Below are 24,926 nucleotides of genomic sequence, written 5' to 3'. Positions count from 1 at the left end.
CTTCCTTGACGCGGTAGACTTGACGAAGTTGACGCATCTGGGAGGCCGCGATGACCGATCTCGCATTGTTCGAGCGGCAGATCATGCGGTCGGTGAGCCGGAAGGTCCATGAGCGGTTGCGTCGGGCCGACGAGGCCAGCCTCGGCCCGGAGGCATTCGGGGACCCGGAGGAGATCGCCGACGCCATGGTGGCCGCGTTGCCGTTGGGTCACGTGTTCGACGAGATCACGGGGCCGTTCTACGACACGGCAGGGCTGACCCGCTGGCTCGGCGTCACCCGCCAGGCGCTGCACCAGAAGGTGGCCCGGTACGCGGTTCTGGCCTGTCCGCTCGACGACGGCGGGGTCGTGTACCCGACGTGGCAGTTTCTCGACAGCGGCGCCACCATCCCCTCGCTGCGCGACGTGCTGACCGCGCTCACCGAGGGCACCGACGATCCGTGGATGGCCGCGCTGTGGATGCGGGCGCCCAGCGACCTACTCGACGGGTCGTGCCCCGCGGACTGGCTGCGCCACGGTGGGGATCCGCAACGGGTGATCGAGATGGCGCGGGAGACCGCCGCGAGTTGGAGCGCATGAGCCGTCAACGGCCTGCGCTCGGTTCACCGCCGGATGTCTCCGGGTTCCCACGGTCCCGGTTGCGTACAGACCAGCTGTTGTACCGGGCGCACACCGTGGGCATTTCGCCGTGGTGGTTCTCCTCAGATCTGACCGGCCGCTTCGATCTGCTCCCGCCGAACGGAACCTGTTATCTGGCAACCGATGTCACGACAGCGTTGCGGGAGCGCTTCGGGCACGACCTGGTCCGCCAGGGCGTGGTCACATTCGAGGCCGCGGCCCGCACCGCGGTGTCGAGGGTCCGGGTGCCGGCCGCCAGATGGTTGGCCAACACGTGCTCACCGCGGGCGGCCTCGTTCGTCGGGATGACCCGCGAGATCGGAACCTGCCCGGACTACGAGCTGCCGCAGGCCTGGGCCGCGGCCTTGTTCGCCACCGGGCGTCACACCGGAATTCGCTATCAGACCCGGTTCAGCACCGGCGCCGGCGCCAATGCGGTTGCCCTGTTCGAGGATGCGGGGCAAGGCGATTGGGCCGTCGACCCGTCACCGACCGGCGGCGTGCAGGCCTGCGTGACCGTCGGCATCGTCGTCGCGCATCGGCCCACCCGGCGTCAGGTACGGATCCAACCTCCCCCCGACTAGGGCGCCGCGGATCAGCGTCGGGGCTGTAAGCGCAGTTCCACCATCGGCAGCGGTGCACCGGTATCGGTGATCGGCCGGCCGAGGGTCTCTTCGAGGACGAGCTTGAACTGCTCCCACGTCTTCGGATGCTGCGCGCGGTAATCCGCCAGGACCTGGTCGACGGACTGCTGGTCGAGGACCTGGGCGACGGCGGCGGCCGGTCGGTGACTGCCGAGCCAAACCCGGACCTCTGGATTGACCGAAACATTGCGGAACCACTGGGCCTTTGCGCCGAAACCTGAGGCGACGACGACGGTGTCGGGGTTCGGCCGGCCCACCACTTCGAGCACGACGTAGCGGCGCGCGCCGGAGTTGCGACCGATGTGCTCCAGCATCAACATCCTCTGGCCGAACAGCGCCCCGGCCCGGATCCGGTAGAGCCAGATCGGGGCACGCACCAACCGGCGGTTCCGTAGGAGTCGGGCACCGAAATCGGACAGTGTGGCCATGCGTTATCTCCTTGCGGTTCCGTGACCTTGCGTGACCTGGGCACGGGCCCGCTCGCGGTGGTGGAGGCGCCATTCATAGGCCAGGCCCGCGACGCCGAGAGCGGCTGTGCTGACCGACACCAAGACCAGCGCCGGGCTGATGTTCCCCGTCAACGCGTCGCCCAGAATGACGACGGCCGCCGTGCCGGGGAACAACCCCACCAGTGTCGCGAGTGCGTAGGGCACGACCCGCACGCCAGAGGCGCCGGCCGCGTAGTTCAGCACCGAGAACGGCACCGCCGGGATCAACCGCATGGACAACACCACCGGCCAGCCGCGCCGTCGCAGTCGGGCATCCAGCGTGTCGATCCGAGGATGTGGGACCAGCCGATTGAGTTGCCAACCGGCCGCGCGGATCAGGAACAACGCGAGCACGGCGCTCACCGCGCTGGCCGCAACCGCGATCGCCACGCCCAGTACCGGCCCGAACAACAGGCCGGCGGCCAGGGTGAATGCGGTGCGGGGAAACGGGAAGACGGTCATCACGGTGTGAGCACCGAGGAAGGCCAGCGGGAACCAGGGACCCACCGACGTGGCCCAGTCCCGCATCTGCATCGCCGTCGGCAACGGAACCAGTACGGCAACTGCGACAAGAATCACAATGCCGGCCAACAGGCCCACAATCCGCCTGGTAGGCAATTGGGAAGCCGTCGCGAGTACCGCGGTGCGCACCACGCGCAGGGTTCTGACGACGGGTTTCACGTCTAACAACAGTACGGCCATCGGCTGGGAACTCCGCTGGGCGCGGCCGTGCGTCCACCTACCAGCGGTCAGGGTCGTGATGGCGATCATTTAGCCTGAGGGGCGAGTGGGTAGGTCACACGCTGCGATAACAGGAGATGCGGGTGTCGTTACAGGGGACTAGTGCGGTCGAGTCGGACCGCGCGCAGTGGCGGACGGCGGTCGGCGGCGTGCTGGCCAAGAGCAGTCGGCGGGACGTGGCCGATCTGCCGGTCGAGCCGGAACGCCTACTGGATTCGCAGACGTACGAGGGTTTCGCCATCCGGCCGCTCTACACCAGCCTCGACGCGCTGCCCGAGCCGTCCCTGCCGGGGCAGTGGCCCTACGTGCGCGGCGGCGACGCCCTGCGTGACGTGAAGTCCGGCTGGAAAGTCGTCGAGAGCTTCCCCGTTGTCGCAGGTACCGCGGTCGGCACGATCAACGGCGCCGTATTGGTGGCGTTGACCGAAGGGGCCAGCGCCCTGGCCCTGCGGGTCGGTGGCGCGGACGGTATCCCCACGGGCGAGCTGGACCGCCTACTCGACGGTGTGTTCCTGGACCTGGTGCCGGTGATCTTCGAACCGGACACCGGCGCGGATGTAGCCGCCACTGCCGATGCGGTGTTGTCACTGCTCGAAGACCTTGACGAGGACCAGCGCTCGCGGCTGTCGATCGATCTGGGAGCCGACCCGCTGACCGCGCCGCTGTCGGGGAAGTCGCGCACCGCGGACGAGGCCGACTTGCCGGCCACCGTCGCAAAGCTCACCGGCTACGCCGGCGGGGTGCGGGCGATCACCGTCGACGGTCCGGCGTTCCACAACCTGGGTGCCAGCGCGGCATGGGAGCTCGCAGGATCGGTCGCCGCGGCGGTCGCGTACCTGCGGATGCTCGGCAGTGACGGGATGGCCACACCGGATGCGTTGCAGCAGATCAGCTTCCGTTATGCCGCCGATGACGATCAGTTCATGACGATCGCCAAGCTACGTGCCGCGCGGCAGCTCTGGGCGCGGGTCGCCGAAGTGGCCGGTGCAGCCGAGGCCGGTGCAGCCCGGATCCATGCGGTCACCTCGCTGCCGATGATGACCCAGCGCGATCCCTGGGTGAACATGCTCCGCACCACACTGGCCGCCTTCTCGGCGGGTGTCGGGGGAGCCGACACCGTGCAGGTTCATCCGTTCGACGCCGCGATTCCCGACGGACTGGAAGGGACGTCGAGGAGCTTCACCCGCCGCATCGCACGCAACACCCAGCTGCTGTTGCTGGAGGAGTCGCACATCGGTCAGGTACTCGACCCGGCCGGTGGCTCGTGGTTTGTCGAAGACCTCACCGCTCAGCTCGCCGAGCAGGCCTGGGCGCACTTCCAGGACATCGAGGCACGTGGCGGCTTCGTCGCGGCCCGCGACTACATCGCGGCGCAGATCGCCGAGGTCGCCGCTCGGCGCAGTGACGACATCGCACACCGACGCACCGCGATCACCGGTGTCAACGAATTCCCCAACCTCGACGAAAAGCCACTCCCGCAGCCGTCTTCGGTGTCCACGATCGCCCGGTACGCAGCTGGGTTCGAAGCGCTGCGCGACCGCTCGGATGCCTTCCTCGCAGCGACCGGAGCCCGCCCCAAGGTTCTGCTGCTGCCGCTGGGACCGCTGGCCGAGCACAACATCCGCACCACGTTCGTGTCGAACCTGTTGGCCTCCGGCGGGATCGAGGCGGTCAACCCCGGTACCGTCGACGCGGATGCGATTGCCGGCGCCGTGGCCGATGCCGGTGCGCCGACGGTGGTGGTGCTGTGCGGCACCGACACCCGCTACGGTGCCGAAGCCTCCGGTGCGGTCGCAGCCGCACACGCGGCCGGTGTGCGCCAGGTGCTCCTGGCCGGACCGGAAAAGGCTGTCGCCGAGGCTGATTCGAAGCCCGATGGATACCTGACCGCGAAGATCAATGCGGTGGAAGCCTTGTCGAACCTGCTCACCGGATTGGGGGCCTGAGATGACTGCCACAACTGGAATCGGAAGTTTCGCCGACGTACCGCTGCACGGCGAAGGCACGGGTGAGCCGGCCACTCCGGACGCCGTCGAGACGCAGGTCGCCGCGGCTGCGGCCGCCCACGGCTACGCGCCCGAGCAGCTCACGTGGACCACACCCGAGGGCATCGACGTCAAACCGGTGTACGTCGCAGCCGACCGCGACGCAGCGGCTGCCGCCGGGTACCCGCTCGACAGCTTCCCCGGCGCACCGCCTTTCGTGCGGGGGCCGTACCCGACCATGTACGTCAACCAGCCGTGGACCATCCGCCAGTACGCCGGATTCTCCACCGCCGCCGAATCCAACGCCTTCTACCGGCGCAACCTGGCCGCCGGTCAGAAGGGTCTGTCGGTGGCCTTCGACCTGGCCACCCACCGCGGCTATGACTCGGATCATCCGCGGGTGGCCGGTGACGTCGGAATGGCTGGGGTGGCCATCGATTCGATCCTCGACATGCGTCAGTTGTTCGACGGCATCGACCTGTCGACCGTTTCGGTGTCGATGACGATGAACGGTGCGGTGCTGCCGATCCTGGCGCTCTACGTCGTCGCCGCCGAGGAACAGGGGGTGCCGCCGGAGAAGCTGGCCGGGACCATCCAGAACGACATCCTCAAAGAGTTCATGGTCCGCAACACCTATATCTATCCGCCCACGTCGTCGATGCGGATCATCTCGGACATCTTCGCCTACACCAGTGCCAAGATGCCGAAGTTCAACTCCATCTCGATTTCGGGCTACCACATCCAAGAGGCCGGAGCGACAGCCGATCTGGAGCTGGCCTACACGCTGGCCGACGGTGTCGAGTACATCAAGGCCGGCCTCGCAGCCGGGCTGGACATCGATAAGTTCGCCCCGCGGCTCAGCTTCTTCTGGGGCATCGGCATGAACTTCTTCATGGAGGTGGCCAAGCTCCGCGCCGGGCGTCTGCTGTGGAGCGAGCTAGTGGCGAAATTCGACCCGAAGAACGACAAATCGCTGTCCCTGCGTACCCATTCGCAAACTTCGGGCTGGTCGCTGACCGCGCAGGACGTGTACAACAACGTGGCCCGTACCTGTGTCGAGGCGATGGCGGCCACCCAGGGGCACACCCAGTCGCTGCACACCAACGCGCTCGACGAGGCGCTGGCGCTGCCCACCGATTTCTCGGCACGGATCGCCCGCAACACGCAGTTGCTGCTGCAGCAGGAATCGGGCACCACCCGGCCCATCGATCCGTGGGGTGGCTCGTACTACGTCGAGTGGCTCACGCACCAGCTGGCCGAGCGGGCGCGGGCGCACATCGAGGAGGTCGCCGAGCACGGCGGTATGGCGCAGGCCATCAGCGACGGAATCCCGAAGCTACGCATCGAGGAGGCCGCCGCCCGTACGCAGGCCCGGATCGATTCGGGCGCGCAGCCGCTGATCGGCGTCAACAAGTACCAGGTCACCGAGGACCAGGAGATCGAGGTCCTCAAGGTCGAGAACAGCCGGGTCCGGGCCGAACAGCTGGCCAAGCTGGCGCAGCTGCGGACCGACCGGGACGAGTCGGCGACCCAGGCCGCCCTGGCGGAGCTGACCCGGGCCGCCGAGGCTACTGGCTCCGCTGGTGAGGACGGGCTGGGCAACAACCTGCTGGCGCTGGCCATCAACGCGGCCCGGGCCAAGGCCACCCTCGGCGAGATCTCCGACGCACTGGAGAAGGTGTACGGCCGGCATCAGGCTGAGATCCGGACCATCGCCGGTGTCTACCGCGACGAGGTAGGGAAGGCCGGAAACGTGAGTACCGCAACCGAATTGGTTGAGAAGTTCGCTGAGGCCGACGGCCGACGGCCGCGCATCCTGGTGGCCAAGATGGGTCAGGACGGGCATGACCGCGGGCAGAAGGTGATCGCGACGGCATTCGCCGATATCGGTTTCGACGTCGACGTGGGCTCGTTGTTCTCGACCCCCGACGAGGTGGCCCGTCAGGCCGCCGACAACGACGTGCATGTGGTCGGGGTGTCCTCGCTGGCCGCTGGGCATCTCACCCTGGTGCCCGCGCTGCGTGACGCGCTGGCCGAGGTGGGCCGTTCCGACATCATGGTTGTCGTCGGCGGGGTCATCCCACCCGGGGATTTCGACGAACTCTACGAGGCCGGGGCGACCGCGATCTTCCCTCCGGGCACCGTGATCGCCGATGCCGCCATCGGCCTGCTGCAGAAGCTGGCAGACCGGCTCGGTTACCAGCTGAGCTAGACATGGCTCTCTCGGTCCCTGAGTTGGCGGCCGCCATCCGCAATGGCGACCGCGCCGCGCTGGCGCGGGCCATCACCCTGGTCGAGTCCACCCGGGCCGACCATCGTGACCAGGCCCAGCAGTTGCTGCTGGAACTGATGCCGGATGCGGGCAAAGCTCAACACATCGGCATCACCGGGGTCCCCGGCGTCGGCAAGTCGACGACGATCGAGGCACTCGGCATGTATCTCATCGAGGCCGGTCACCGGGTCGCGGTTCTGGCGGTGGATCCGTCGTCGACCCGGACCGGTGGCTCGATCCTGGGTGACAAGACGCGGATGGCCCGGCTGGCGGTCCATCCGGATGCCTACATCCGGCCGTCGCCCACTTCCGGGACGCTCGGTGGGGTGGCCAAGGCCACCCGGGAGACCATCGTTCTGCTGGAGGCGGCGGGCTACGACGTCATTCTGGTCGAGACGGTGGGGGTCGGGCAGTCCGAGGTCACGGTGTCGAACATGGTCGATACGTTCGTGTTCCTCACCTTGGCCCGCACCGGTGATCAACTGCAGGGCATCAAGAAGGGTGTGCTGGAGCTGGCCGATGTCATCGTCGTCAACAAGGCCGACGGTGAGCACGCCATCGAGGCCAAGGCTGCCGCCCGTGAACTGACGGGCGCCATCCGCCTCATCTATCCGCGCGACACACTGTGGCGGCCACCTGTTCTCACGATGAGTGCGATAGAAGGCCACGGGCTGGTCGAACTGTGGGAGACGGTGCTCAAGCATCGTCAGGTGCTCACCGAGGCCGGCGAGTTCGAGGCCAGGCGTCGCGCGCAGCAGGTGGACTGGACCTGGTCGATGGTGCGCGACACCGTGCTGGACCGCGTGTTGTCCCATCCCGGCGTGCGCAGCATCCGCGACGAGGTGGAGCGTCGGGTGCGTGAGGGTGAACTCACGCCGGCGTTGGCCGCGCAGGAAATCCTCGACGCGGCCGATTGAGACAATCCGGAAGCGAAAGGCTGGGCTGACCCGAGATGAGGGACGTGAACGCGAAACTGCGTGTGCTGGTGGTCGCCGCAATGGTCGGCGCAGCGGTGCTGACGGGCTGTGGCGGCGGTGAGTCGACGGCGACACAACCTACCGTGGCCAAGACCAAGCTTCAGGCCATGGCGAAGGAAAAGCTCGAAACCGCGGCCAAGCGCAAGGCCAAGTCGGTGACCTGCGACGACGGTATCGTCGGCAAAGTGGGGACGACCCAGCACTGCGTGCTGACAGCCAAGGACGGCAGTAAGTACGGCGTTACGGCGACGGTCAAGGCTGTGGAGTCCGGCAAGGTCATGGTCGACTTCAAGGTGGACGAGAAGCCGACCTCCTGACCGGGTGGCCGACCCTGGCTAACAGGTAGGTAACTCTTGTGGAATTTGCCGGGGTTCCAGGTAAATTCGAGTGTGTGACCGATCACAACGGGGAGCGCGACGAGGCGCTTCCGCACGGCGTCCAGGGCGCGGCGGACAGGAACTTCTCCTGCACGGTTCGCGGCTTCTCGAAACTGTTCCCGGGCCGTAGGTACGGCGGCGGAGCGCTGGTAATCCTGCAGGACGGACAGCCGGTCGTCGACGTCTGGACCGGCTACTCGGACCGTGACGGTACGCAATATTGGACAGCCGACACCGGTGCGATGGTGTTCTCCGCGACGAAGGGCATGGCGTCGACGGTCATCCACCGCCTCGTCGACCGCGGGCTGATCGAGTACGACAGCCCGGTGAGCGAATATTGGCCGCAATTCGGGGCCAACGGCAAATCCGCGATCACGGTGCGGCAAGTGATGGCGCACGAAGCCGGGCTGTCTCAGCTCAATGGAGTCAGCAAAGCCGATCTGCTCGATCAGCTGGTGATGGAGAACCGGGTTGCGGCGGCTTCGGTGAACCCACTTCTGTTCGGCAAGCCGGCCTATCACGCGCTCACCTACGGCTGGCTGCTGTCCGGCCTGGCTCGCGCGGTGACCGGGCACGGTATGCGCGAGTTGTTCCGCATCGAGCTGGCCGAGCCGTTGGGAACCGATGGTCTGCATCTGGGGCGTCCGCCGGCCGACGCCCCGACCCGCGCTGCACAGATTCTGGTGCCGCAACGGCGTTGGCCCAACCAGGTTTTCGACTTCATGGCGCCGCGGCTCGCTGCGTTGAACGCCTCAAGAGCGTTCGGCTCGATGTACTTCCCCGGGGTGATGTCCCTGGTTCAGGGAGATACCCCGTTCCTGGATTCCGAGGCGCCCGCCGTCAACGGCGTCGCGACCGCCCGCGGTCTGGCCCGCATGTACGGTGCAATCGCCAACCAGGGCCGCTTCGGTGGCGTGGAGTTCCTGTCCGAGCGCATCGTCGCCGGTTTGGCCGGTCCGCCCGGTCTACGCCCTGATCGGAATCTGGGGGTGCCGCTCGGCTTCCATCTCGGGTATCACTCGGTGCCGTTCGGGATCATGCCCGGATTCGGCCATGTCGGGCTCGGCGGGTCGGTGGGCTGGGCGGACCGGGCCAGCGGGCTGGCGATCGGCTTTGTGCACAACCGGTTGTTGACACCGATGGTGTTGGACATGGCGACGTTCGTCGGGTTGAACGCATTGATCCGTAAAGACGTGGCCCGCGCGCGTGCGCGCGGATTCGAGGCCGTGCCGGATCTCGGTGCGTCACCGTACGAGGTACCCAAGCCCGCTGCCGGGTAGTCCCGTCTATCTCGACGCCGGAGCCGACCTGAACTGTCAGGTCGGCTCCGTTCGTTGCGGAGTGGCTGAGCGCGTGGCGGGAACAGCAGCGTACCGCCTGCGTCTGTAGTGATATACATCACAGTCTGTCCCAGGTGGGGGACTCCCATCCCGGAATTGCAGTGCATGTCCACCGTTAACCGCTGCTGATTTGCCTTGGTAGACAGAATGTAGCTTCTGTCACCTGTCCAGTCCGGCGTGGGCTGGATCTCAATTGGCCCCTATCGGGCCCGGAGTTTGGTACGCGAATGTGCCAGGCGTTGCGACACCTTGGCCGACCTGAATGATCGATGCTGGTTATGACGTTGCATAGTCAACAACAGCCATTAGCTGATGTGCGTTTTGGGTACGCATTCGTACCACAATCGGGCGTTCCGCCGATGGAACATGAATTCGGTTCAGTTATGTTCGGACAGTTTGCGTACTGGTTGCCAGCTAACTGTTGACGGGAGTCGAATAAATTGGCCGCGGGGGGTAAAAAGAACACCGTTTCCAAACTGTGGACAATCTGTGGGAATGCGTCTCCGGGTCTGGAATCGGGCCGGTATTAGTTAGCGAGATAATTTCTCCGCCAGAGTGGACGTGCGGAGAAATATGGTGAAAACCATTGCAGTGCAGTCTGATTGATGGATCGACGCGGCCATCCTGCGCTCTTGCGCCTGTCTCGCTGCCCCCATTGTCTGGTACTGCCGTTTCTTAAAAATTGATCGACGTAGCGAACTCGTGAACGTTTTTGCGATCGGGCGTTTCCAACATTCAGTTGGTCCAGGCGCTAGGCTACGGACCCGCGTTGGCAACGACTCGTATCGGATACGGGGATTCGGTACCGTCCGTCGGTGACGACGTAGCGCACTTTCTATTCCGCGTCCTAAGTACGTTGATCGGAGTTTTGCTCATCGATCGACCAGAGAGAGGTTGAGCCGACTTGGCCGAGACTCCAGTAACCCCGATTGCTGTCGTAGGCATGGGCTGCCGGCTCCCGGGCCAGATCGAATCGCCCGAACAGTTGTGGGCCGCGCTGCTGCAGGGTGACGACCTGGTCACCGAAGTGCCGGCGCAGCGGTGGGACGCGCATGAGTTCTACGACCCCGAGCCGGGCGTACCCGGACGTTCGGTGTCCAAGTGGGGCGCCTTCCTCGACGACGTGGCAGGTTTCGATTCGGGGTTCTTCGGCATCAGCGAGCGCGAAGCGACGGCCATCGACCCGCAGCACCGCCTGCTCTTGGAAACCGCCTGGGAAGCCATCGAACATGCCGGAATCGACCCGGCGATGCTGAGTGGCTCACTGACCGGGGTGTTCATGGGGCTGGAGTACGTCATCTCCTTCCTCGGCGCTCTGGAGGCCGGGTTCATCGCGGTTCCGTTGTCGGTGCCGATGGGTGGGGTCCACGACGAGCGGGTGACGGCGGTGCTCGGCGACTGCCGGCCCTCAGTGATCCTCACCACCTCGCCGTCGAGTGCAGGGGTCATCGAATATGCAGTCCAGCAGGGTGATTCGACGGTTCCCGCGGTGATCTCGGTCGATACGCTCGATCTCGATGCTCGGGTGAAGGCGATCAGTAGTCGCGAAGCTCGTCCGGAGACTGCCTATCTGCAGTACACGTCGGGCTCCACCCGCACCCCGGCGGGTGTGATGGTGACCAATCGCAACCTGACGGCCAACTTCGAGCAGATGATGTGCGATTTCTTCCCGCACTTCGGAAAGGTTCCGCCGCCGGGCACCAACGTGGTGTCGTGGCTGCCCTTCTACCACGACATGGGTCTCATGCTGGCGGTCGTGGCGCCGATCCTGGGCGGCTGGAACACGGTATTCACCAGCCCGCTGGCCTTCCTGGCGCGGCCGGCTCGCTGGATACAGTTGATGGGCAGCTACCCGCGCGTCGTCAGCGCCGGCCCGAACTTCGCCTTCGAGTTGGCCGTCGGACGTACTTCGGATGAGGACCTCGCCGGTATCGACCTCGGCGATGTGATCGCCGTGTGGAGCGGGGCGGAACGGGTCCATGAGGCGACCCTGAAGCGTTTTGCGCAGCGGTTCGGCAAGTTCAACTTCCCCGAGGATGTGCTGCGGCCGTCCTACGGTCTGGCCGAGGCGACGTTGTATGTCTCGACCGGTGAGCCCGGTCCACCCAGTGTGGTGGCCTTCGAAACGGAGAAGCTGTCGGCCGGGCACGCCGAGCGGTGCGCCATCGGGGCGGGCACCGAACTGGTCGGATACGGCACTCCGGAATCGCCGGTGGTGCGGATCGTCGATGCCGAAACGCGCTTGGAAGTACAGGCCGGTGCCATCGGTGAGATCTGGTCGCACGGTGAGAACAACTGCCTCGGCTATTGGGAGAAGCCCGAGCAGAGCGAGTACACCTTCGGCGCCACCCTGGCCGACCCGTCGCCGGGCACACCGGAAGGGCCGTGGCTGCGTACCGGGGACCTCGGATTCATCTCCGATGGTGAGCTGTTCATCATCGGGCGGATCAAGGATCTGCTGATCGTGCGAGGCCGCAACGTTTATCCCGATGACATCGAAGCCACGATCCAGGAGATCACCGGTGGCCGCGTCGCGGCGATCGGGGTGGAGGAGGACCGCACCGAGCAACTCGTCGCGATCATCGAAGTCAAGAAGCGTGGTGACACCGAGGAAGCGGTCGCGGAGAATCTTCTGACGATCAAACGCGATGTGGCGGCGGCGATTTCGCAGGTTTACGGGCTCAGTGCCGCGGACCTGGTACTGGTGCCCCGGGGTGCGATCCCGATCACCACCAGCGGCAAGATCCGACGTGCTTCGTGCGTGGACCAGTACCGGAACGATGAGTTCAACCGGCTCGACGTCAACGTTCCCGTGAGCTAGTGGTGCGACCGACTTCTCAACAGGCGGTTCCGCGCCCATCGACCGACCGGCAACCGGAAACGACGCGGGTGCCGCTCGGTCGGCGCCGGATTCTGACCTATGCAGGTATCGCGGCGTTGATCACAACGTGGACAGCGGCTTTCGTCTATCTCGCGGTGGCCGTCGTTCCCATTGATCACTACCTGATTTCGTACTACGCCGTCGATTACCGGTTCGGGTTCGTTCGACGCGGCCTGGCCGGGGAGCTCGTCGGAAACGTCTCCGACCCCGACTTCTTCCGAAACGCCTACCTCGTGCGGTGGGTCGCCGCTGCGGCATATCTGGTCAGCCTTGCCGCCTTGGTCGTTCGTTTGCTCAGGGACGGCTGGTCCGATCGCCGGTTGATGGTGGCGCTGCTTCTTCCGGTACTGCCGTTCGGCGTTCCGTTCGCCGTGTATTCCGGGCGTCCCGACCTGTTCGGCGCGGTGGCGCTGATCGCGCTGTGCCTGGTGTTGAACGGTGTGGCGAGACAGCGCTCAGCGGTGGTGTCGTGCGCCTTGTTCGGGCTCGTCGTGGCAGTGCTCGCACTGATGCACGAGGGCATCGCGCTCGAGTTCGGATTAGGCGCGATCCTGGCCATCCTGATCCTCGCCCAAGGGTTGACCGCGCCGGTGCAACGCCTTTGCGCTGTCTTGGCGATCACCCCCGGTCTGCTGGTTGCGCTGGTCGTGGCGACACTTGCCAACCACGAGGTGAGCGCCAAGGTGTGCCAGACCGTGCCGCACCGGATGATCGAGACTCCGTTCGCGTCGATCAAGTCGGCCCCCGAACTCCTCGACTATCTGACCGGCCGGACACAGAGCCTCTCCGACTATCACGACTGGGTTTGCGGTTGGTATCTGTCCACCCTCGATCACACCGTGGCGGACGGGTTCGGTGAGGTCGCCGCGGTGGGATTGCCTGCACTGATCGGGTCGTTCGTGCTGGGTGTGGTGGGGATTGCCCTGACGCTGCGGGCGTTGAGCTATTTCTCCGGGGTTTCCCTGCGCGGTTTCGTTCGTGAGCTGCACGGCCGGTTCATCTTGCCGGCGTTCGGTGTGCTGTTGCTGGTGCCCTTGTTCGTCACCGGTGTGGACTGGACGCGGTGGCTTCTCGTCTTCGCGTTCGACATCGTGGTGGTCTATGTCCTGTACGCGAGCAGACGCCCCGAGATCGACACCGCACCCCCGGCGCGGACCCTGCGGCTGCTGCCGCTGGTCATCCTCGGTTTCATGCTGATTCCGCTGGGCCTTGCTCCGGGTGGTGGCCCGACGCGGTAGTTGTTCGTACCGACTAGCCGAACGGCCATGGCGGGGGTGGCAATCCCGGCGGCGGCGGCGGTGGCGGCAACCCCGGCGGCGGTGGGGGCGGTGGGAGGTCCTGCGGCGACGGCAGTTGCGGCAACCCGACGCCGGGTAGCGCAGGCAGCGGAAGGCCAGGAGGGCCAACCCCCACCGGGACGCTTACCTCGACCGGAGCCGGCCAGTCGGCCGGGATCGGCCCTGGTTCCGGAATCGGGCCGACCTGTGCCAGCAACTGTTGGACTTCCGGCGTACACGTCGGGCACTGCAGCAACGGTTGATCGTTCGGTGCGGCGTTCTCGTGCATTTGCGGATCGGCTGGATCCGCCTGTGCGACGCCGTTGGCGGCGGCCCACATAGCAATGCCCATTGTGGCGGCCGCAGCGGTTCGCAGCAGCCCGTGCGGGAATTTCACCGAGTGCTCCCTCGATTGGAATATCGTTCCATCATAGTGGTTTCGGATGTTCAAAGTCCCGTCACACCGAGGACGACGAGCGCCACACCGGCAAACGTCAGTACGAGCGCCACGTCGCGCCGGGTACGTGTCTGCACCCAGGTTCGCATTGCCTCCAGCCGGGTGCGGGTCGCGTCAGGTGCCACCAGAAAACTTGCGATCGGGATGGCGACGACGGTGTTGGCGACCGTGACGAAAGTGATGAGCATGCCGACCTGGTTCAACGGGGTGGCCCCGGACGTGGCGATGAGGACCAGCAGGGCGACATAGTCGATCGAGGGCAAGGCAATTGCCACCCCCATCGCTCCGGAGAACCAGGGCGAACTGCCCCGTACGAGCCCCTTGACCCGCGAGGTCATGAATTGGACGGTGCGCGACTGGCCGGGTGGCGGCGGGGCGCCGCCCGCGGTCCCGACGCTCTCGAGGGCGCCGGTGAACTGACCGAGCGGCACTTTGCTCGCCAGCAGAGCCGCCGCGAGCAGCGCGAGCACACCAAACACCATTTGCACTTTCCCCGCGCCGAACTGGGGAGTTGCCAGGATTCCGGGACGCACCACGAACAACACGATCAGGCCCGCCGTGACGCTCATCAGAAAGCTCCCGGACAGGAATGCCAGCAGTTGCAGCACGGGCCGCGGCCTGCCGAGGGCCAGGGTGATCAGGCCCAGTCGGATCGGCTCGAAGTTCACCGCAATGGCAAGGCCCAGCACGGTGATCCACACACGAACGGACCTTACGCGAAAGCCCTGAAAGGTTGCCTGGCTCCGGACCGTCCGGCGATGGGATCACCCGGGCCGGTGGGTGCCACCGCTCGGGGTGTGACGATCTACCATGCCGACGTGGACAACACGCTCGCGTATATGGATCAGGCGTCATTTCTGGGATTGCGGGCGCTAGGTCGTGCGCCGATCATGCAATTCACCTGGATCTACTCGGGCGAGGTCGACATTGCGGGGTTGCGCAGGTTCCACCGCAACCTCGGCTCCGGGCTACTGGGGCGCCGCATCGAGCGGTCCCCGCTCCCATTCGGACGGCACCGTTGGATTTCATCGGCCGGTCCCGCCGACATCGCCGTAGCGGCGGCAGAACGCCCGCGTGCGGAGGTCAGCACGTGGGCCGACGAACGCATCGTGATCCCCATCGATCCCGAGCACGGGCCCGCCTGGCACCTCGGTGTGGTGCCGCTGGCAGAAGGCGGTGCCGCCGTCAGCCTGGTGGTGTCGCACTCGATAGCCGATGCGTTGGGCCTGACCCTCACGATCGCCGACGCCGCCGAGGGAATCCGCCGTGACCTGGGTTACCCGCCGCCGGGATCGGTCACCCGGCGGCAGGCTTTGCTGCGGGACGCGCGGCTGGCATTCCGTGGATTACCCGAGGTGGGGCGAGCGGTGCTCGCGACGGTGCGGGTCGCTCGCGAGCAGAGTGAGGACCTGGCGGCATCGTCCAAGTCGGCCGCACCGGTGATCCGGCCAGGCTCCCTGGACCCGGTGATCCCACCGACGGTCACGGCCTACATCGACCTGAATGACTGGGATAGACGTGTAGAAAGCCTTGGCGGAACAAGTAATTCATTGTTCGCCGGATTCGCCGCCCGGCTCGGACAACTGCTCGGCCGAGTCGATGCCGATGGGCGGGCCATGCTGTCGTTCCCGGTCAGCGATCGCACCGCGGGCGATACCCGTGGCAACGCACTGAACACGGTCACCGCGATCGTCGACCCGGCCAAGGCCAACACCGACCTGACCGAGATACGTGGCGAACTCAAGCGGGTGCTGAGCGAGTTGGGCGCCGCTGCGGACGCCAACCTGGCGCCGTTGCCGATCACCCCGTATGTGCCGAAGTTCCTGGTGCGCCGACTGGAACGGATGGTCCTGAAAGTCGGCAGCCCGATCGGGTGTTCAAACCTCGGCGAGTTGCCCCCGGCGCTGAACCGGCCGGACGGCACCGACGCCGACGACGTGTCCTTCCGACTCGTCGAACCGGGCATCACACCGGGCGCGCTGGAAAGCATGGGTGGATGGCTCTACCTGGCTTCGGGCCGCGGTCAGGAGCGGATATTCCTCACCGTGTCGGGCTGGACCGCCGGCGAGCCCAATACGCGCGCAGAACTGTCCGAAGCGGTGAGGCACACGCTTGCCGACTTCGACCTGCCCGGGAACGTCGACTGATGTCGTCGGGCGTCAATCCGCGGCGGTCGCCAACTCTGGCTCGGGCCCGGCAGTTTCGATTTTCCTCGGCGGTGCCTTCTTTTCCGGTTGCCACCGCGACGGCCACCAGTTGAACTTGCCCACCAGGACGGCCATGGCAGGGACTGTGGTGGTACGCACCAGGAACGTGTCGAGCAGAATTCCCACGCCGATGATGAAGCCGGCCTGCACCAGAGTGCTGATGCTGGCGAACAGCATTCCGAACATGGATGCGGCAAAGATCAGGCCCGCAGCGGTGATCACCCCGCCGGTTGCGCCGACCGTACGAATGACGGCGGTCCGTAAGCCGTGCGGCGATTCCTCGCGGATCCGGGAGATCAGCAGCAGGTTGTAGTCGGCACCGACCGCAACCAGGATGATGAAGGTGAGTCCCGGCACGCTCCAGTGCAACTCCTGCCCCAGCGCGAATTGGAACAGCAACACGCCGATACCGAGCGCTGACATGTACGAAATCACCACGGAGGCAATCAGATACAGCGGTGCCACGATTGCGCGCAGCAATACGACCAGGATCAGGAACACCACGGCAACGGTCACCAGGATGATGAACCTGATGTCGGCGTTGTAGTACGCGCGGGTGTCGCGAAGTGAGACCGAGTAGCCCGTCATCGAGATCTTCGCATCGGCAAGCGTGGTGTTGGGTTGTGCGTCGTGAGCTACATCGAGGATCGCGTTGATCTGATCCATCGCATCGGTGCCGAACGGGTTGAGTTTGGTCTGGATCATGTAGCGCACCGTGTGGCCGTCTGAGGAAAAGAACAGCTCCGCAGCCTTTTTGAAGTCATCGGTAGCCAAGAACTGTGGGGGCACATAGAACCCGGACATGGACGGCGTCGAGGCCTCGTTCTTCATCGCGAGCAGGAATGCCGATGCATCGCCCAGACCGCCGCCCATCTTCTTGGTCTCGTTGACCAGGAGCGTCACGCCGTCGGCCAGCTGGCGGCTGGCATCGGCGAGAGAGTCCGCGTGCTGCCGAAGCGTCGCCATCTGCTGCCGCATACTGGACGGGTCGTCCAGGCCCGCCGAATTCAATGCCTTTGTGGCGGTGTCGAATGCACTCCGGAGATTATCGGTTGTCGAACCCAGGGTCTGGTTTCCCTCGGTCGCCTTCAGTTGCCTGGCCAACTGGGCAATACCTGCCAGGCTGCCGTTGTCACCGGCGTCGACCAGGCGTTGCAGTTGACCGCGGGAGTCGCGACAGGAGGAGTCCCCATCGCAGATCGGGCTGGCATTGAGTGCGATCAGTACCGGACGGGCCCGCTGGACGGAGTCGGCCGCATCGTCGAGGGTCACTCCGATCGAGTCGCCGAGTGACCGCATAGCGACCACGAGTTTGGCGGCACTGTCGAACTGGTTGAGCGCCTGGCCACCGCCGAACTGCTTCTGCATCGAGGACAGCGCGTCGATCAGTCCGCTGACGGTGACCGCTGCCTGGCCAAGTTGACCCCGTACCCCGCCGAGTACGTCGGCCATCTGGTCGGCGCCGTTGGCGAGTTTGTCCATATCGCCACCGCGCTCGGAGACCAGCGACGACGCATCGTCGAGTTTCGTGCCGACCTCGCCCGCCTGGAACGACAGCCTGGCCTGCTCCAATGATTCTCCGGTCGGGCGGGTGATACCCCGGACCGCTTCGATATTGGGCAGCTGGCTGATTCGGTGGGCCATCTGTTCGAGGTCGGCGAGTTCCTCAGGGCCCCGAAGGTCATGAGGGGATTCGACCAGGAGATATTGGGGCAGGCTCGAATTCACCGGGAAATGTGCGGCTATCGCGTCATACCCCTGCAGGCTCTCGACCGAGCCGGGAAGAGCCTTGCGGTCGTCGTAGTTGTACGTCGCCAGGCTCGCACAACCGGCGAGTATCACCAGCAGCATCATGCTGGCGATCAGGTTGCGCTTTGGGTTACGCACGATGCGCACACCCGAACGCCGCCACAGGGTGTCGGTGAGACTGCGGCGTGGCGCGATCCATCCCCGACGGCCCGCCAGGGTGAGAACAGCCGGCAGGAACGTCATGGCGGCAAGACAGCCGATGGCGATGGCGACGGCGAGTGCCACTCCGACGGACGAGAAGATTGTCAGCTTGGTGAAGACCATCCCGAGGAATGTGACGGCAACGGTGGCTGCTGACGCGACGATCACCGGGCCGATCGAGTTCAACGCGCTCTTGACGGCGTCGTCAGACGTCTGCCCCAGCCGCAGAAAGTCGTGATACCTGCTGATCAGGAAGACGGCGTAGTCGGTTCCGGTGCCCGCCAGCATCGCGGTGAGAAATACGATGGTCTGGGCGGAGATGCTCAGGCCGAGGCTGCCCAACGCGGCTACCACCCCCTGCGCCGTCACCAGCGACACCCCGATGGTCAGTAGCGGGAAGATCATCGTGAGCGGATTGCGATAGATGATCAACAGGATCGCCAGAAGCATGCCCACGGTCGCGATTTCGATGTGCAATCGGTCGCGTTCGCCCACTTCGGCGAGGTCGGCAAGCGTCGCCGCCGGGCCGGTGACGTGTGCGGTGACACCGGACCCGCCCACGGTGTCCTTGACAGTCCGGACGACGTTCGACGTCGCGGTGTAGGACTGCGGCGAGCCCAGTTCGCCGGTCAGACTGACCGGCAACAACCAGGCCTTACCGTCCTGACTCGTCATCACCTCCCGCAGGGGCGGTGTGGTGACGAAATCCTGCAGGGTCACGACGCTCGCGGTATCGGCCCGTAATTTGTCGACGAGGCCGCGGTAGACAGCTTCGTCGGCGCCATCCAGGCCGTTTTCGTCGCTGAGAACGACCAGGAGGATGTTGTCCGAGCCCGATTCGTGAAACGCCTGGGACATTTGTTTCGCGGCGACCGACCCGGGGGCGTCCGCCGGCAGCATTGCCGGCGGTGTTTTCTGGGCTAGCTCGGTCAGTGACGGGAACATCGGCGGCAGTCCGGCCGCGAGGACGACCCAGAACACGATCACCAGCCAGGGCCACCGGACGGCGATAGCACCCAGCCGTACAAAGGCACGGTTCTCGGTGCCGTCTGCGCTGCCATGGAGGCGCCGCAACAACTGGGCTGCCTTACTGATCCTGCACTTCCTTACTTCTGCGCACCTCGCACGCGTTCGCTCACCGTCTGTCGTACGACGAGCCGATGGCTTCAGTGCGGCCAGTGTATGTGGTGCTCGGGTGTGGGCGGCAGCCCTGCCGTACCCGCAGGTCGGAGGGCTGGCCTCACTGATTGCTCGGGGCCAGCCACCGCGTCTTGATCCGCCAGGAATGCGCGGAGGCGAGTGCGAAGATCGCACCGCAGCTACAGGCGAAGATCCACACCAGTCGGCCATTCTCGATGGGTTGCAGCGCCGGTACCAGCGATGTGACGATTCGGGTCGCGCACGCGAGCACGCCGCTGATCGAGGCGAACAGGTAGATGTTGGCGATCCGGCGAGACCTCGGATCCTTGCGCAGGATCAGCATGGCACGGGCCCCGTAGCCCAGCAGATAGATCAAGGTGCCGCACAGGAGAATCCAGTACACGCTGAGCCAGAAGTCCGTGGGTACCTGGAAGAAGTCCGCCCGGTACACCGAAGCACCATTTCCCATCGAGAAGGTGGCCAGCAGGACCGGGATGCAGATCGTGGCCGGACGCTCGATGTACTGCTTGAACGTGCGCTGCATCGCGCTGTCGTCCTGGAGTCGGCCCAGGGAGTTGTAGACGATGGCCGATGCCGCCACGATGTAGGCGTCGTGGCCCAGGTAGTCCTCGACGTTCCACTTTCCCGTCAGGTCGTACAGCACCTGCCCGATCGTCGCCGAGGCCCAGGGCGACATCAGCAGCACGGCCAGGCCCTGTAGCGCGATGTTCAGGGTGGCGGCCACCTCCCACCGGCACGACCAGGTGACCCTCCTGATCCACAGGCTCCACAGGATGCAGGCCAGTGTGATCAGGATGAGAATGGCGACGGACATAAGACTTTGCCTCGGACGGAGTTACAGCGGGGGAGCGTCGGATCGTGGGGTCAGTTCGGCGAGCCTGCCGGTCCGGTGGACGGCCGACCGGACACGGGTGGCCGTGTCCGCGGGAGCCACCGGGGCCACGGCGACCTGGGCCGATTCCACGTAGTGCCACACCTCTTGGCGGCTCATCAGCCCGAACCGGATCTGCAGGTCGGGGTAGCTGAGGCGGAAACGGTCGGCCACCTGCCGCAATTCCTCGGCATTCGGATAGTCGGCTTCTTTCACCCGCCGGTAATACGTGCTGCTGGATACGCCCAGCGCGCTGTACACGGCCTTGGCGTCGACCTCGCCGTCCAGCAGATAGTCGAGCAGGGCCTTGAGTTGCCTGCCGTTCTCGTCGGTGCGCGGCATCAGAACACCATAGACCCCAGACCCAAGCCTGGTCACAGCGAACCGCAGCAAAGCCGGCCATCGCATTATTGACAACGATGTCAGACTTTTGGCACAGCTCTCCCATTTTTGGGACTGGCTGGCTAACGTTACATATATGTCTGTTTCCGTCCTGCCCTACGCGTCTGGCGCAAGTTCGTGGATTGCCGACTACGGCACGGCAGAACCTCCCGTTGCCGCGGACATGGCAACGGTGTCCAGTTCGCTGGACGACGTGTTGTCCGCAGAACTGCGTGAAGCCGAGATCGCGATGGGCTGCACCGCCGAGGAGCTGCTGTTGGCCGCATTGGGCCGGACAGTGGCCCGCACGATCGGTGACGGTCTGCTGATCGTGGACGTCGTGAGTGGTCCCGAGCGGACCGGATATCGCCGCGTCGGCGTCTCCTGCGTCTCGCATCGTGGCCTGTCCGGGCCCGAATTGTTCGACGCGGCACGTCCGGATGTGGACAGCGGTGACCATCCGTCGGCGGACCTGGGCTTCGCCTACGGCGAGGGCCCGCGCGCGGGCCAATGCGACCATCCGCTCGTCGTGCACATCGCCCACGACAGCGCGACCACCATGCGTCTGGACTGGCGGTTCGACTGTCGCGGGTTCGACCATTGCACGGTGCACGAATTGGCCGAGCAGTTCCCGCTGGCCCTGATCGAGGTCACCTCCGGTTAGACTTGGGCGCATCGGCGCTGATCCGGCCATCACCGGGGAGCCTTCGGAAGAACAGCTGCCGGATCCGAACGCATTGATCCGCAGTCCAGTAGAACCGGACGGGTAGGCCCGTGATCGCCTGAAGTGGAGCGGCGCGCTGCGATGCAGCGCGCAAGCGGGGTGGTACCGCGGCGCTTGCGCACCCGTGCGACGTCGTCCCCGTGCCTTGAGCGTGTTGAGCTGTTGAACTCGGCACCGGCACAGGAGACGAGACGTGAGCGCCTATCCCAAGCCCGCCGCACCGAATTTTCCGGAGCGGGAACTTGAAGTGCTCGACTACTGGGCCGCCGATGACACCTTCCGAGCCAGCCTGGACCGCCGCGAGGATGCCGCGGAATACGTCTTCTACGACGGGCCGCCGTTCGCCAACGGTCTGCCGCACTACGGCCACCTGCTGACCGGCTACGTCAAGGACATCGTGCCGCGCTACCGCACCATGCGCGGCTACAAGGTGGAGCGCCGGTTCGGGTGGGACACCCACGGTCTGCCCGCCGAACTCGAGGTGCAACGCCAGCTCGGTATCGCGGACAAGGCCCAGATCGAAGAGATGGGCATCGAGAAGTTCAATGCGGCGTGCCGCGCCTCGGTGCTGAAGTACACCGACGAATGGCGTGCCTACGTCACCCGGCAGGCCCGCTGGGTGGACTTCGACAACGACTACAAGACCCTCGACCCGACCTTCATGGAGTCGGTGATCTGGGCCTTCAAGCGGTTGTGGGACAAGGGTCTGGCCTACGAGGGCAACCGCGTCCTGCCGTACTGCTGGAACGACGAGACCCCGTTGTCCAACCATGAGCTCCGCATGGATGACGACGTCTATCAGAGCCGCCAGGATCCGGCGCTCACGGTGGGCTTCGCCGTCACCGAAGGCCCATTGAAGGGCGCCCGACTGCTGATCTGGACCACCACGCCGTGGACCTTGCCGTCCAATCAGGCCGTCGCCGTCAACCCGGATGTCACCTACGTGCAGGTGGCCGGACCCGACGGGCGGCGCTACGTGTTGGCACAGGCCCGGCTCGGGGCGTACGCCCGTGAGCTCGGTGAGGAACCTGAGGTTCTCGGCAGTTACGCCGGGCGGGATCTGCTCGGGACCAGGTACCGGCCGCCGTTCGCCTACTTCATGGACGCACCCAACTCGTTCCAGGTGCTCGGGGCTGACTTCGTCAGCACCGAGGACGGCACGGGCATCGTGCACATGGCGCCCGCCTACGGTGAGGATGACAAGGCCACCGCCGACGCCGCCGACATCGTCGCGGTCACACCGGTGGACTCGAAGGGACGCTTCGACGCGTCGGTGCCCGATTACGCGGGCCAGCATGTGTTCGAGGCGAACTCGCAGATCATCCGTGATCTCAAGAACGGTGACGGGCCCGCCGGCGCCAACGGCGCGGTACTGCTGCGGCACGAAACCTACGAGCACTCCTATCCGCACTGCTGGCGGTGCCGCAACCCGTTGATCTACCGCGCGGTGTCGTCGTGGTTCATCAAGGTCACCGACTTCCGGGACCGGATGGTCGAGCTCAACCAGCAGATCACCTGGTACCCCGAACATGTCAAGGACGGGCAGTTCGGCAAATGGCTGTCCAACGCGCGCGACTGGTCGGTATCGCGAAACCGATACTGGGGCAGCCCCATCCCGGTGTGGAAGTCCGATGATCCGGCCTATCCGCGGATCGACGTCTACGGCAGCCTCGACGAGCTGGAGCGCGATTTCGGCGTGCGGCCGACCGATCTGCACCGACCGTTCATCGACGAGCTGACCCGGCCCAACCCGGATGATCCGACCGGCAAGTCCACGATGCGCCGGATCGAGGACGTGTTCGACGTGTGGTTCGACTCCGGGTCGATGCCGTACGCGCAGGTGCACTATCCGTTCGAGAACGCGGACTGGTTCCTGGGCGGGGGCGTCGACGGCAAACAGAATGGTGAAGACGCCCATTTCCCCGGCGATTTCATCGTCGAGTACATCGGTCAGACGCGCGGCTGGTTCTACACCATGCATGTGTTGTCCACTGCGCTGTTCGACAAGCCGGCATTCAAAACCTGTGTGGCACACGGGATCGTGCTGGGCAACGACGGTGCGAAGATGAGCAAGTCGCTGCGCAACTATCCCGATGTAAGCGAGGTCTTCGACCGCGACGGCTCCGACGCCATGCGCTGGTTCCTGATGGCATCCCCGATCCTGCGCGGCGGCAACCTGATCGTCACCGAGCAGGGCATCCGTGAAGGCGTGCGGCAGGTACTGCTGCCGTTGTGGAACGCCTACAGCTTCCTGGCGCTGTACGCGCCGGCGAAGGGCGCTTGGCGGACCGACTCGGACCATGTCCTCGACCGCTACATCCTGGCCAAGCTGGCCCAGTTGCGTGACGATCTCACCGTCTCGTTGGACACGTGCGACATTTCCGGGGCCTGCGACCAATTGCGGCAGTTCACCGAGGCATTGACGAACTGGTATGTGCGCCGGTCACGTTCACGCTTCTGGGAAGAGGACACCGACGCCATCGACACCCTGCACACCGTCCTCGAGGTGGCCTGCAGGCTGGCGGCACCCCTGCTGCCGTTGGCCACCGAGGTGATGTGGCGGGGCCTGACCGGTGAGCGTTCGGTGCATCTGACCGACTGGCCGGAAGCCGATGTGCTGCCCAAGGACGCCGACCTGGTGGCCGCGATGGACCAGGTGCGCGAGGTGTGCTCGGTGGCGTCCTCGCTGCGCAAGGCCAAGAAGCTGCGGGTGCGACTGCCGCTGCCGAAACTGACCGTGGCGGTGGACAACCCATCGGCCCTGGCCCCATTCGCGGATCTGATCGCCGACGAGCTCAATGTCAAGGCGGTCGAGTTGACCGACGACATCGACGCCTACGGCAAGTTCGACCTGGCCGTCAACGCGCGCGTGGCCGGCCCGCGGATCGGCAAGGATGTGCAGGCCGCGATCAAGGCCGTCAAGGCGGGGGAGGGCGTCGTCAACCCCGACGGCACCCTGACCGCCGGCCCGGTGGTGCTGCAACCCGAGGAGTACACCGCCAAACTCGTCGCGGCCGAACCGGAATGGACCGCGGCCCTGCCCGACGGTACCGGCCTGGTGGTGCTCGACGGCACGGTCACCGAGGAACTCGAGGCCGAGGGCTGGGCCAAGGATCGCATCCGCGAACTGCAGGAACTGCGTAAGTCAACCGGCCTCGAGGTGTCAGACCGCATCGTCGTGCAGATCTCGGTTCCGGATCGGTACGAGCCGTGGGCGCGAGCCCACCGAGATCTCATCGCCGGCGAAATCCTGGCCACCAGTTTCGAATTCGTCGATACCGCCATGGTGCTGGAGGGTTCGGCGATCGGGGACGGGGTACGGGTCGCGATCGCCAAAGCGTGACGCGTGCGGGTCAGGGACCGGCCACCCGTGCTGTCCGGTCGGCGAGCGAGACAATATCGCCTGCGCGTAGCTGGCGGCCGCGCCGCAGTTCGACCTCGCCGTTGACGCTGACCAGACCGTCGGCGATGACCGCCTTGGCGTCGGCGCCACTGTCGATCAGGGAGGCCAGCTTGAGGAACTGTCCAAGGCGAATCGACTCATCCCTGATCGGTACGTCATCCGGCGTCATGCAG

General features: G+C 65.6%; 20 protein-coding genes. 12 read left to right on the top strand and 8 right to left on the bottom strand.

What is annotated here, in order from left to right:
* Positions 1-50 precede the first annotated feature (50 nt).
* Both JOF57_RS12545 and JOF57_RS12540 read left to right on the top strand, forming a co-directional pair.
* Positions 51-578 carry a hypothetical protein gene (locus JOF57_RS12545; protein ID WP_209916862.1) on the top strand — a complete coding sequence of 176 codons (528 nt, stop codon included), beginning with the start codon at positions 51-53 and terminating at the stop codon, positions 576-578.
* Positions 575-1,201, top strand: a complete 627-nt coding sequence (locus JOF57_RS12540; RefSeq protein ID WP_209916861.1) for an RES domain-containing protein — start codon at positions 575-577, stop codon at positions 1,199-1,201. Before JOF57_RS12545 ends, JOF57_RS12540 begins: the two co-directional genes overlap by 4 nt.
* Positions 1,202-1,212: 11 nt before the next feature.
* Here the strand turns inward: JOF57_RS12540 and JOF57_RS12535 are convergent, their stop codons facing one another.
* Together JOF57_RS12535 and JOF57_RS12530 are read right to left on the bottom strand one after the other, a co-directional pair.
* Positions 1,213-1,689, bottom strand: coding sequence for a nitroreductase family deazaflavin-dependent oxidoreductase (locus tag JOF57_RS12535; protein WP_209916858.1), 477 nt, complete (start codon positions 1,687-1,689; stop codon positions 1,213-1,215).
* Between the two features lie 3 nt (positions 1,690-1,692).
* On the bottom strand, positions 1,693-2,430 hold the full coding sequence (locus tag JOF57_RS12530) for a TVP38/TMEM64 family protein (protein ID WP_209916856.1): 738 nt from the start codon (positions 2,428-2,430) through the stop codon (positions 1,693-1,695).
* Between the two features lie 137 nt (positions 2,431-2,567).
* On the opposite strand from JOF57_RS12530, the gene mutA reads away from it, so the two are divergent.
* From mutA to JOF57_RS12495, 7 genes are all read left to right on the top strand, one after another.
* Complete coding sequence (gene mutA / locus JOF57_RS12525; RefSeq protein ID WP_209916854.1) at positions 2,568-4,436, top strand: methylmalonyl-CoA mutase small subunit; 1,869 nt, start codon at positions 2,568-2,570, stop codon at positions 4,434-4,436.
* Position 4,437: 1 nt separating this feature from the next.
* The gene (gene scpA / locus JOF57_RS12520; RefSeq protein ID WP_209916851.1) at positions 4,438-6,687 is read left to right on the top strand and encodes a methylmalonyl-CoA mutase; all 2,250 of its coding nucleotides are present in this window, start codon (positions 4,438-4,440) and stop codon (positions 6,685-6,687) included.
* 2 nt (positions 6,688-6,689) lie between these two features.
* Positions 6,690-7,664: a methylmalonyl Co-A mutase-associated GTPase MeaB gene (gene meaB / locus JOF57_RS12515; RefSeq protein ID WP_209916849.1), complete on the top strand. Its 975-nt coding sequence runs from the start codon at positions 6,690-6,692 to the stop codon at positions 7,662-7,664.
* Positions 7,665-7,699: 35 nt separating this feature from the next.
* Positions 7,700-8,041 (top strand): DUF4333 domain-containing protein, encoded by a 342-nt coding sequence (locus tag JOF57_RS12510; protein WP_209916847.1) that lies wholly within the window; start codon positions 7,700-7,702, stop codon positions 8,039-8,041.
* A 74-nt stretch (positions 8,042-8,115) separates the two neighbouring features.
* On the top strand, positions 8,116-9,381 hold the full coding sequence (lipL, locus tag JOF57_RS12505) for an esterase/beta-lactamase LipL (protein WP_209916845.1): 1,266 nt from the start codon (positions 8,116-8,118) through the stop codon (positions 9,379-9,381).
* Positions 9,382-10,345: 964 nt separating this feature from the next.
* Positions 10,346-12,262 carry an AMP-binding protein gene (locus JOF57_RS12500; protein ID WP_209916843.1) on the top strand — a complete coding sequence of 639 codons (1,917 nt, stop codon included), beginning with the start codon at positions 10,346-10,348 and terminating at the stop codon, positions 12,260-12,262.
* A gap of 68 nt (positions 12,263-12,330) precedes the next feature.
* Positions 12,331-13,560 (top strand): Rv1490 family membrane protein, encoded by a 1,230-nt coding sequence (locus JOF57_RS12495; RefSeq protein WP_209916841.1) that lies wholly within the window; start codon positions 12,331-12,333, stop codon positions 13,558-13,560.
* 13 nt (positions 13,561-13,573) lie between these two features.
* Here JOF57_RS12495 and JOF57_RS12490 read toward each other — a convergent pair whose 3' ends face one another.
* The gene (locus tag JOF57_RS12490) at positions 13,574-13,996 is read right to left on the bottom strand and encodes a hypothetical protein (RefSeq protein WP_209916839.1); all 423 of its coding nucleotides are present in this window, start codon (positions 13,994-13,996) and stop codon (positions 13,574-13,576) included.
* Positions 13,997-14,046: 50 nt separating this feature from the next.
* Positions 14,047-14,757: a GAP family protein gene (locus JOF57_RS12485; RefSeq protein WP_209916837.1), complete on the bottom strand. Its 711-nt coding sequence runs from the start codon at positions 14,755-14,757 to the stop codon at positions 14,047-14,049.
* A gap of 57 nt (positions 14,758-14,814) precedes the next feature.
* Between JOF57_RS12485 and JOF57_RS12480 the strand changes: the two genes are divergently transcribed.
* Complete coding sequence (locus JOF57_RS12480; protein WP_234938123.1) at positions 14,815-16,203, top strand: hypothetical protein; 1,389 nt, start codon at positions 14,815-14,817, stop codon at positions 16,201-16,203.
* A gap of 12 nt (positions 16,204-16,215) precedes the next feature.
* Here JOF57_RS12480 and JOF57_RS12475 read toward each other — a convergent pair whose 3' ends face one another.
* The 3 genes from JOF57_RS12475 to JOF57_RS12465 form a co-directional block, all read right to left on the bottom strand.
* On the bottom strand, positions 16,216-19,290 hold the full coding sequence (locus JOF57_RS12475; RefSeq protein WP_234938122.1) for an MMPL/RND family transporter: 3,075 nt from the start codon (positions 19,288-19,290) through the stop codon (positions 16,216-16,218).
* A gap of 163 nt (positions 19,291-19,453) precedes the next feature.
* Positions 19,454-20,188, bottom strand: a complete 735-nt coding sequence (locus tag JOF57_RS12470; RefSeq protein ID WP_209916833.1) for a hypothetical protein — start codon at positions 20,186-20,188, stop codon at positions 19,454-19,456.
* Positions 20,189-20,209: 21 nt separating this feature from the next.
* On the bottom strand, positions 20,210-20,587 hold the full coding sequence (locus JOF57_RS12465) for an XRE family transcriptional regulator (protein ID WP_209916831.1): 378 nt from the start codon (positions 20,585-20,587) through the stop codon (positions 20,210-20,212).
* A 136-nt stretch (positions 20,588-20,723) separates the two neighbouring features.
* Between JOF57_RS12465 and JOF57_RS12460 the strand changes: the two genes are divergently transcribed.
* The gene (locus JOF57_RS12460; protein WP_209916829.1) at positions 20,724-21,290 is read left to right on the top strand and encodes a hypothetical protein; all 567 of its coding nucleotides are present in this window, start codon (positions 20,724-20,726) and stop codon (positions 21,288-21,290) included.
* 253 nt (positions 21,291-21,543) lie between these two features.
* A complete protein-coding gene (gene ileS / locus JOF57_RS12455) occupies positions 21,544-24,693 on the top strand; it encodes an isoleucine--tRNA ligase (protein ID WP_209916827.1) in 3,150 nt (1,049 codons plus the stop codon).
* Positions 24,694-24,703: 10 nt separating this feature from the next.
* Here ileS and JOF57_RS12450 read toward each other — a convergent pair whose 3' ends face one another.
* Entirely contained in the window at positions 24,704-24,922 is a 219-nt protein-coding gene (locus JOF57_RS12450; RefSeq protein WP_209916825.1) for an RNA-binding S4 domain-containing protein, read from the bottom strand.
* Positions 24,923-24,926 lie beyond the last annotated feature (4 nt).

It is taken from the genome of Mycolicibacterium lutetiense, assembly GCF_017876775.1.
Classification (GTDB): Bacteria; Actinomycetota; Actinomycetes; order Mycobacteriales; family Mycobacteriaceae; genus Mycobacterium; species Mycobacterium lutetiense.
This window is presented reverse-complemented; position numbering and strand designations above follow the sequence as displayed.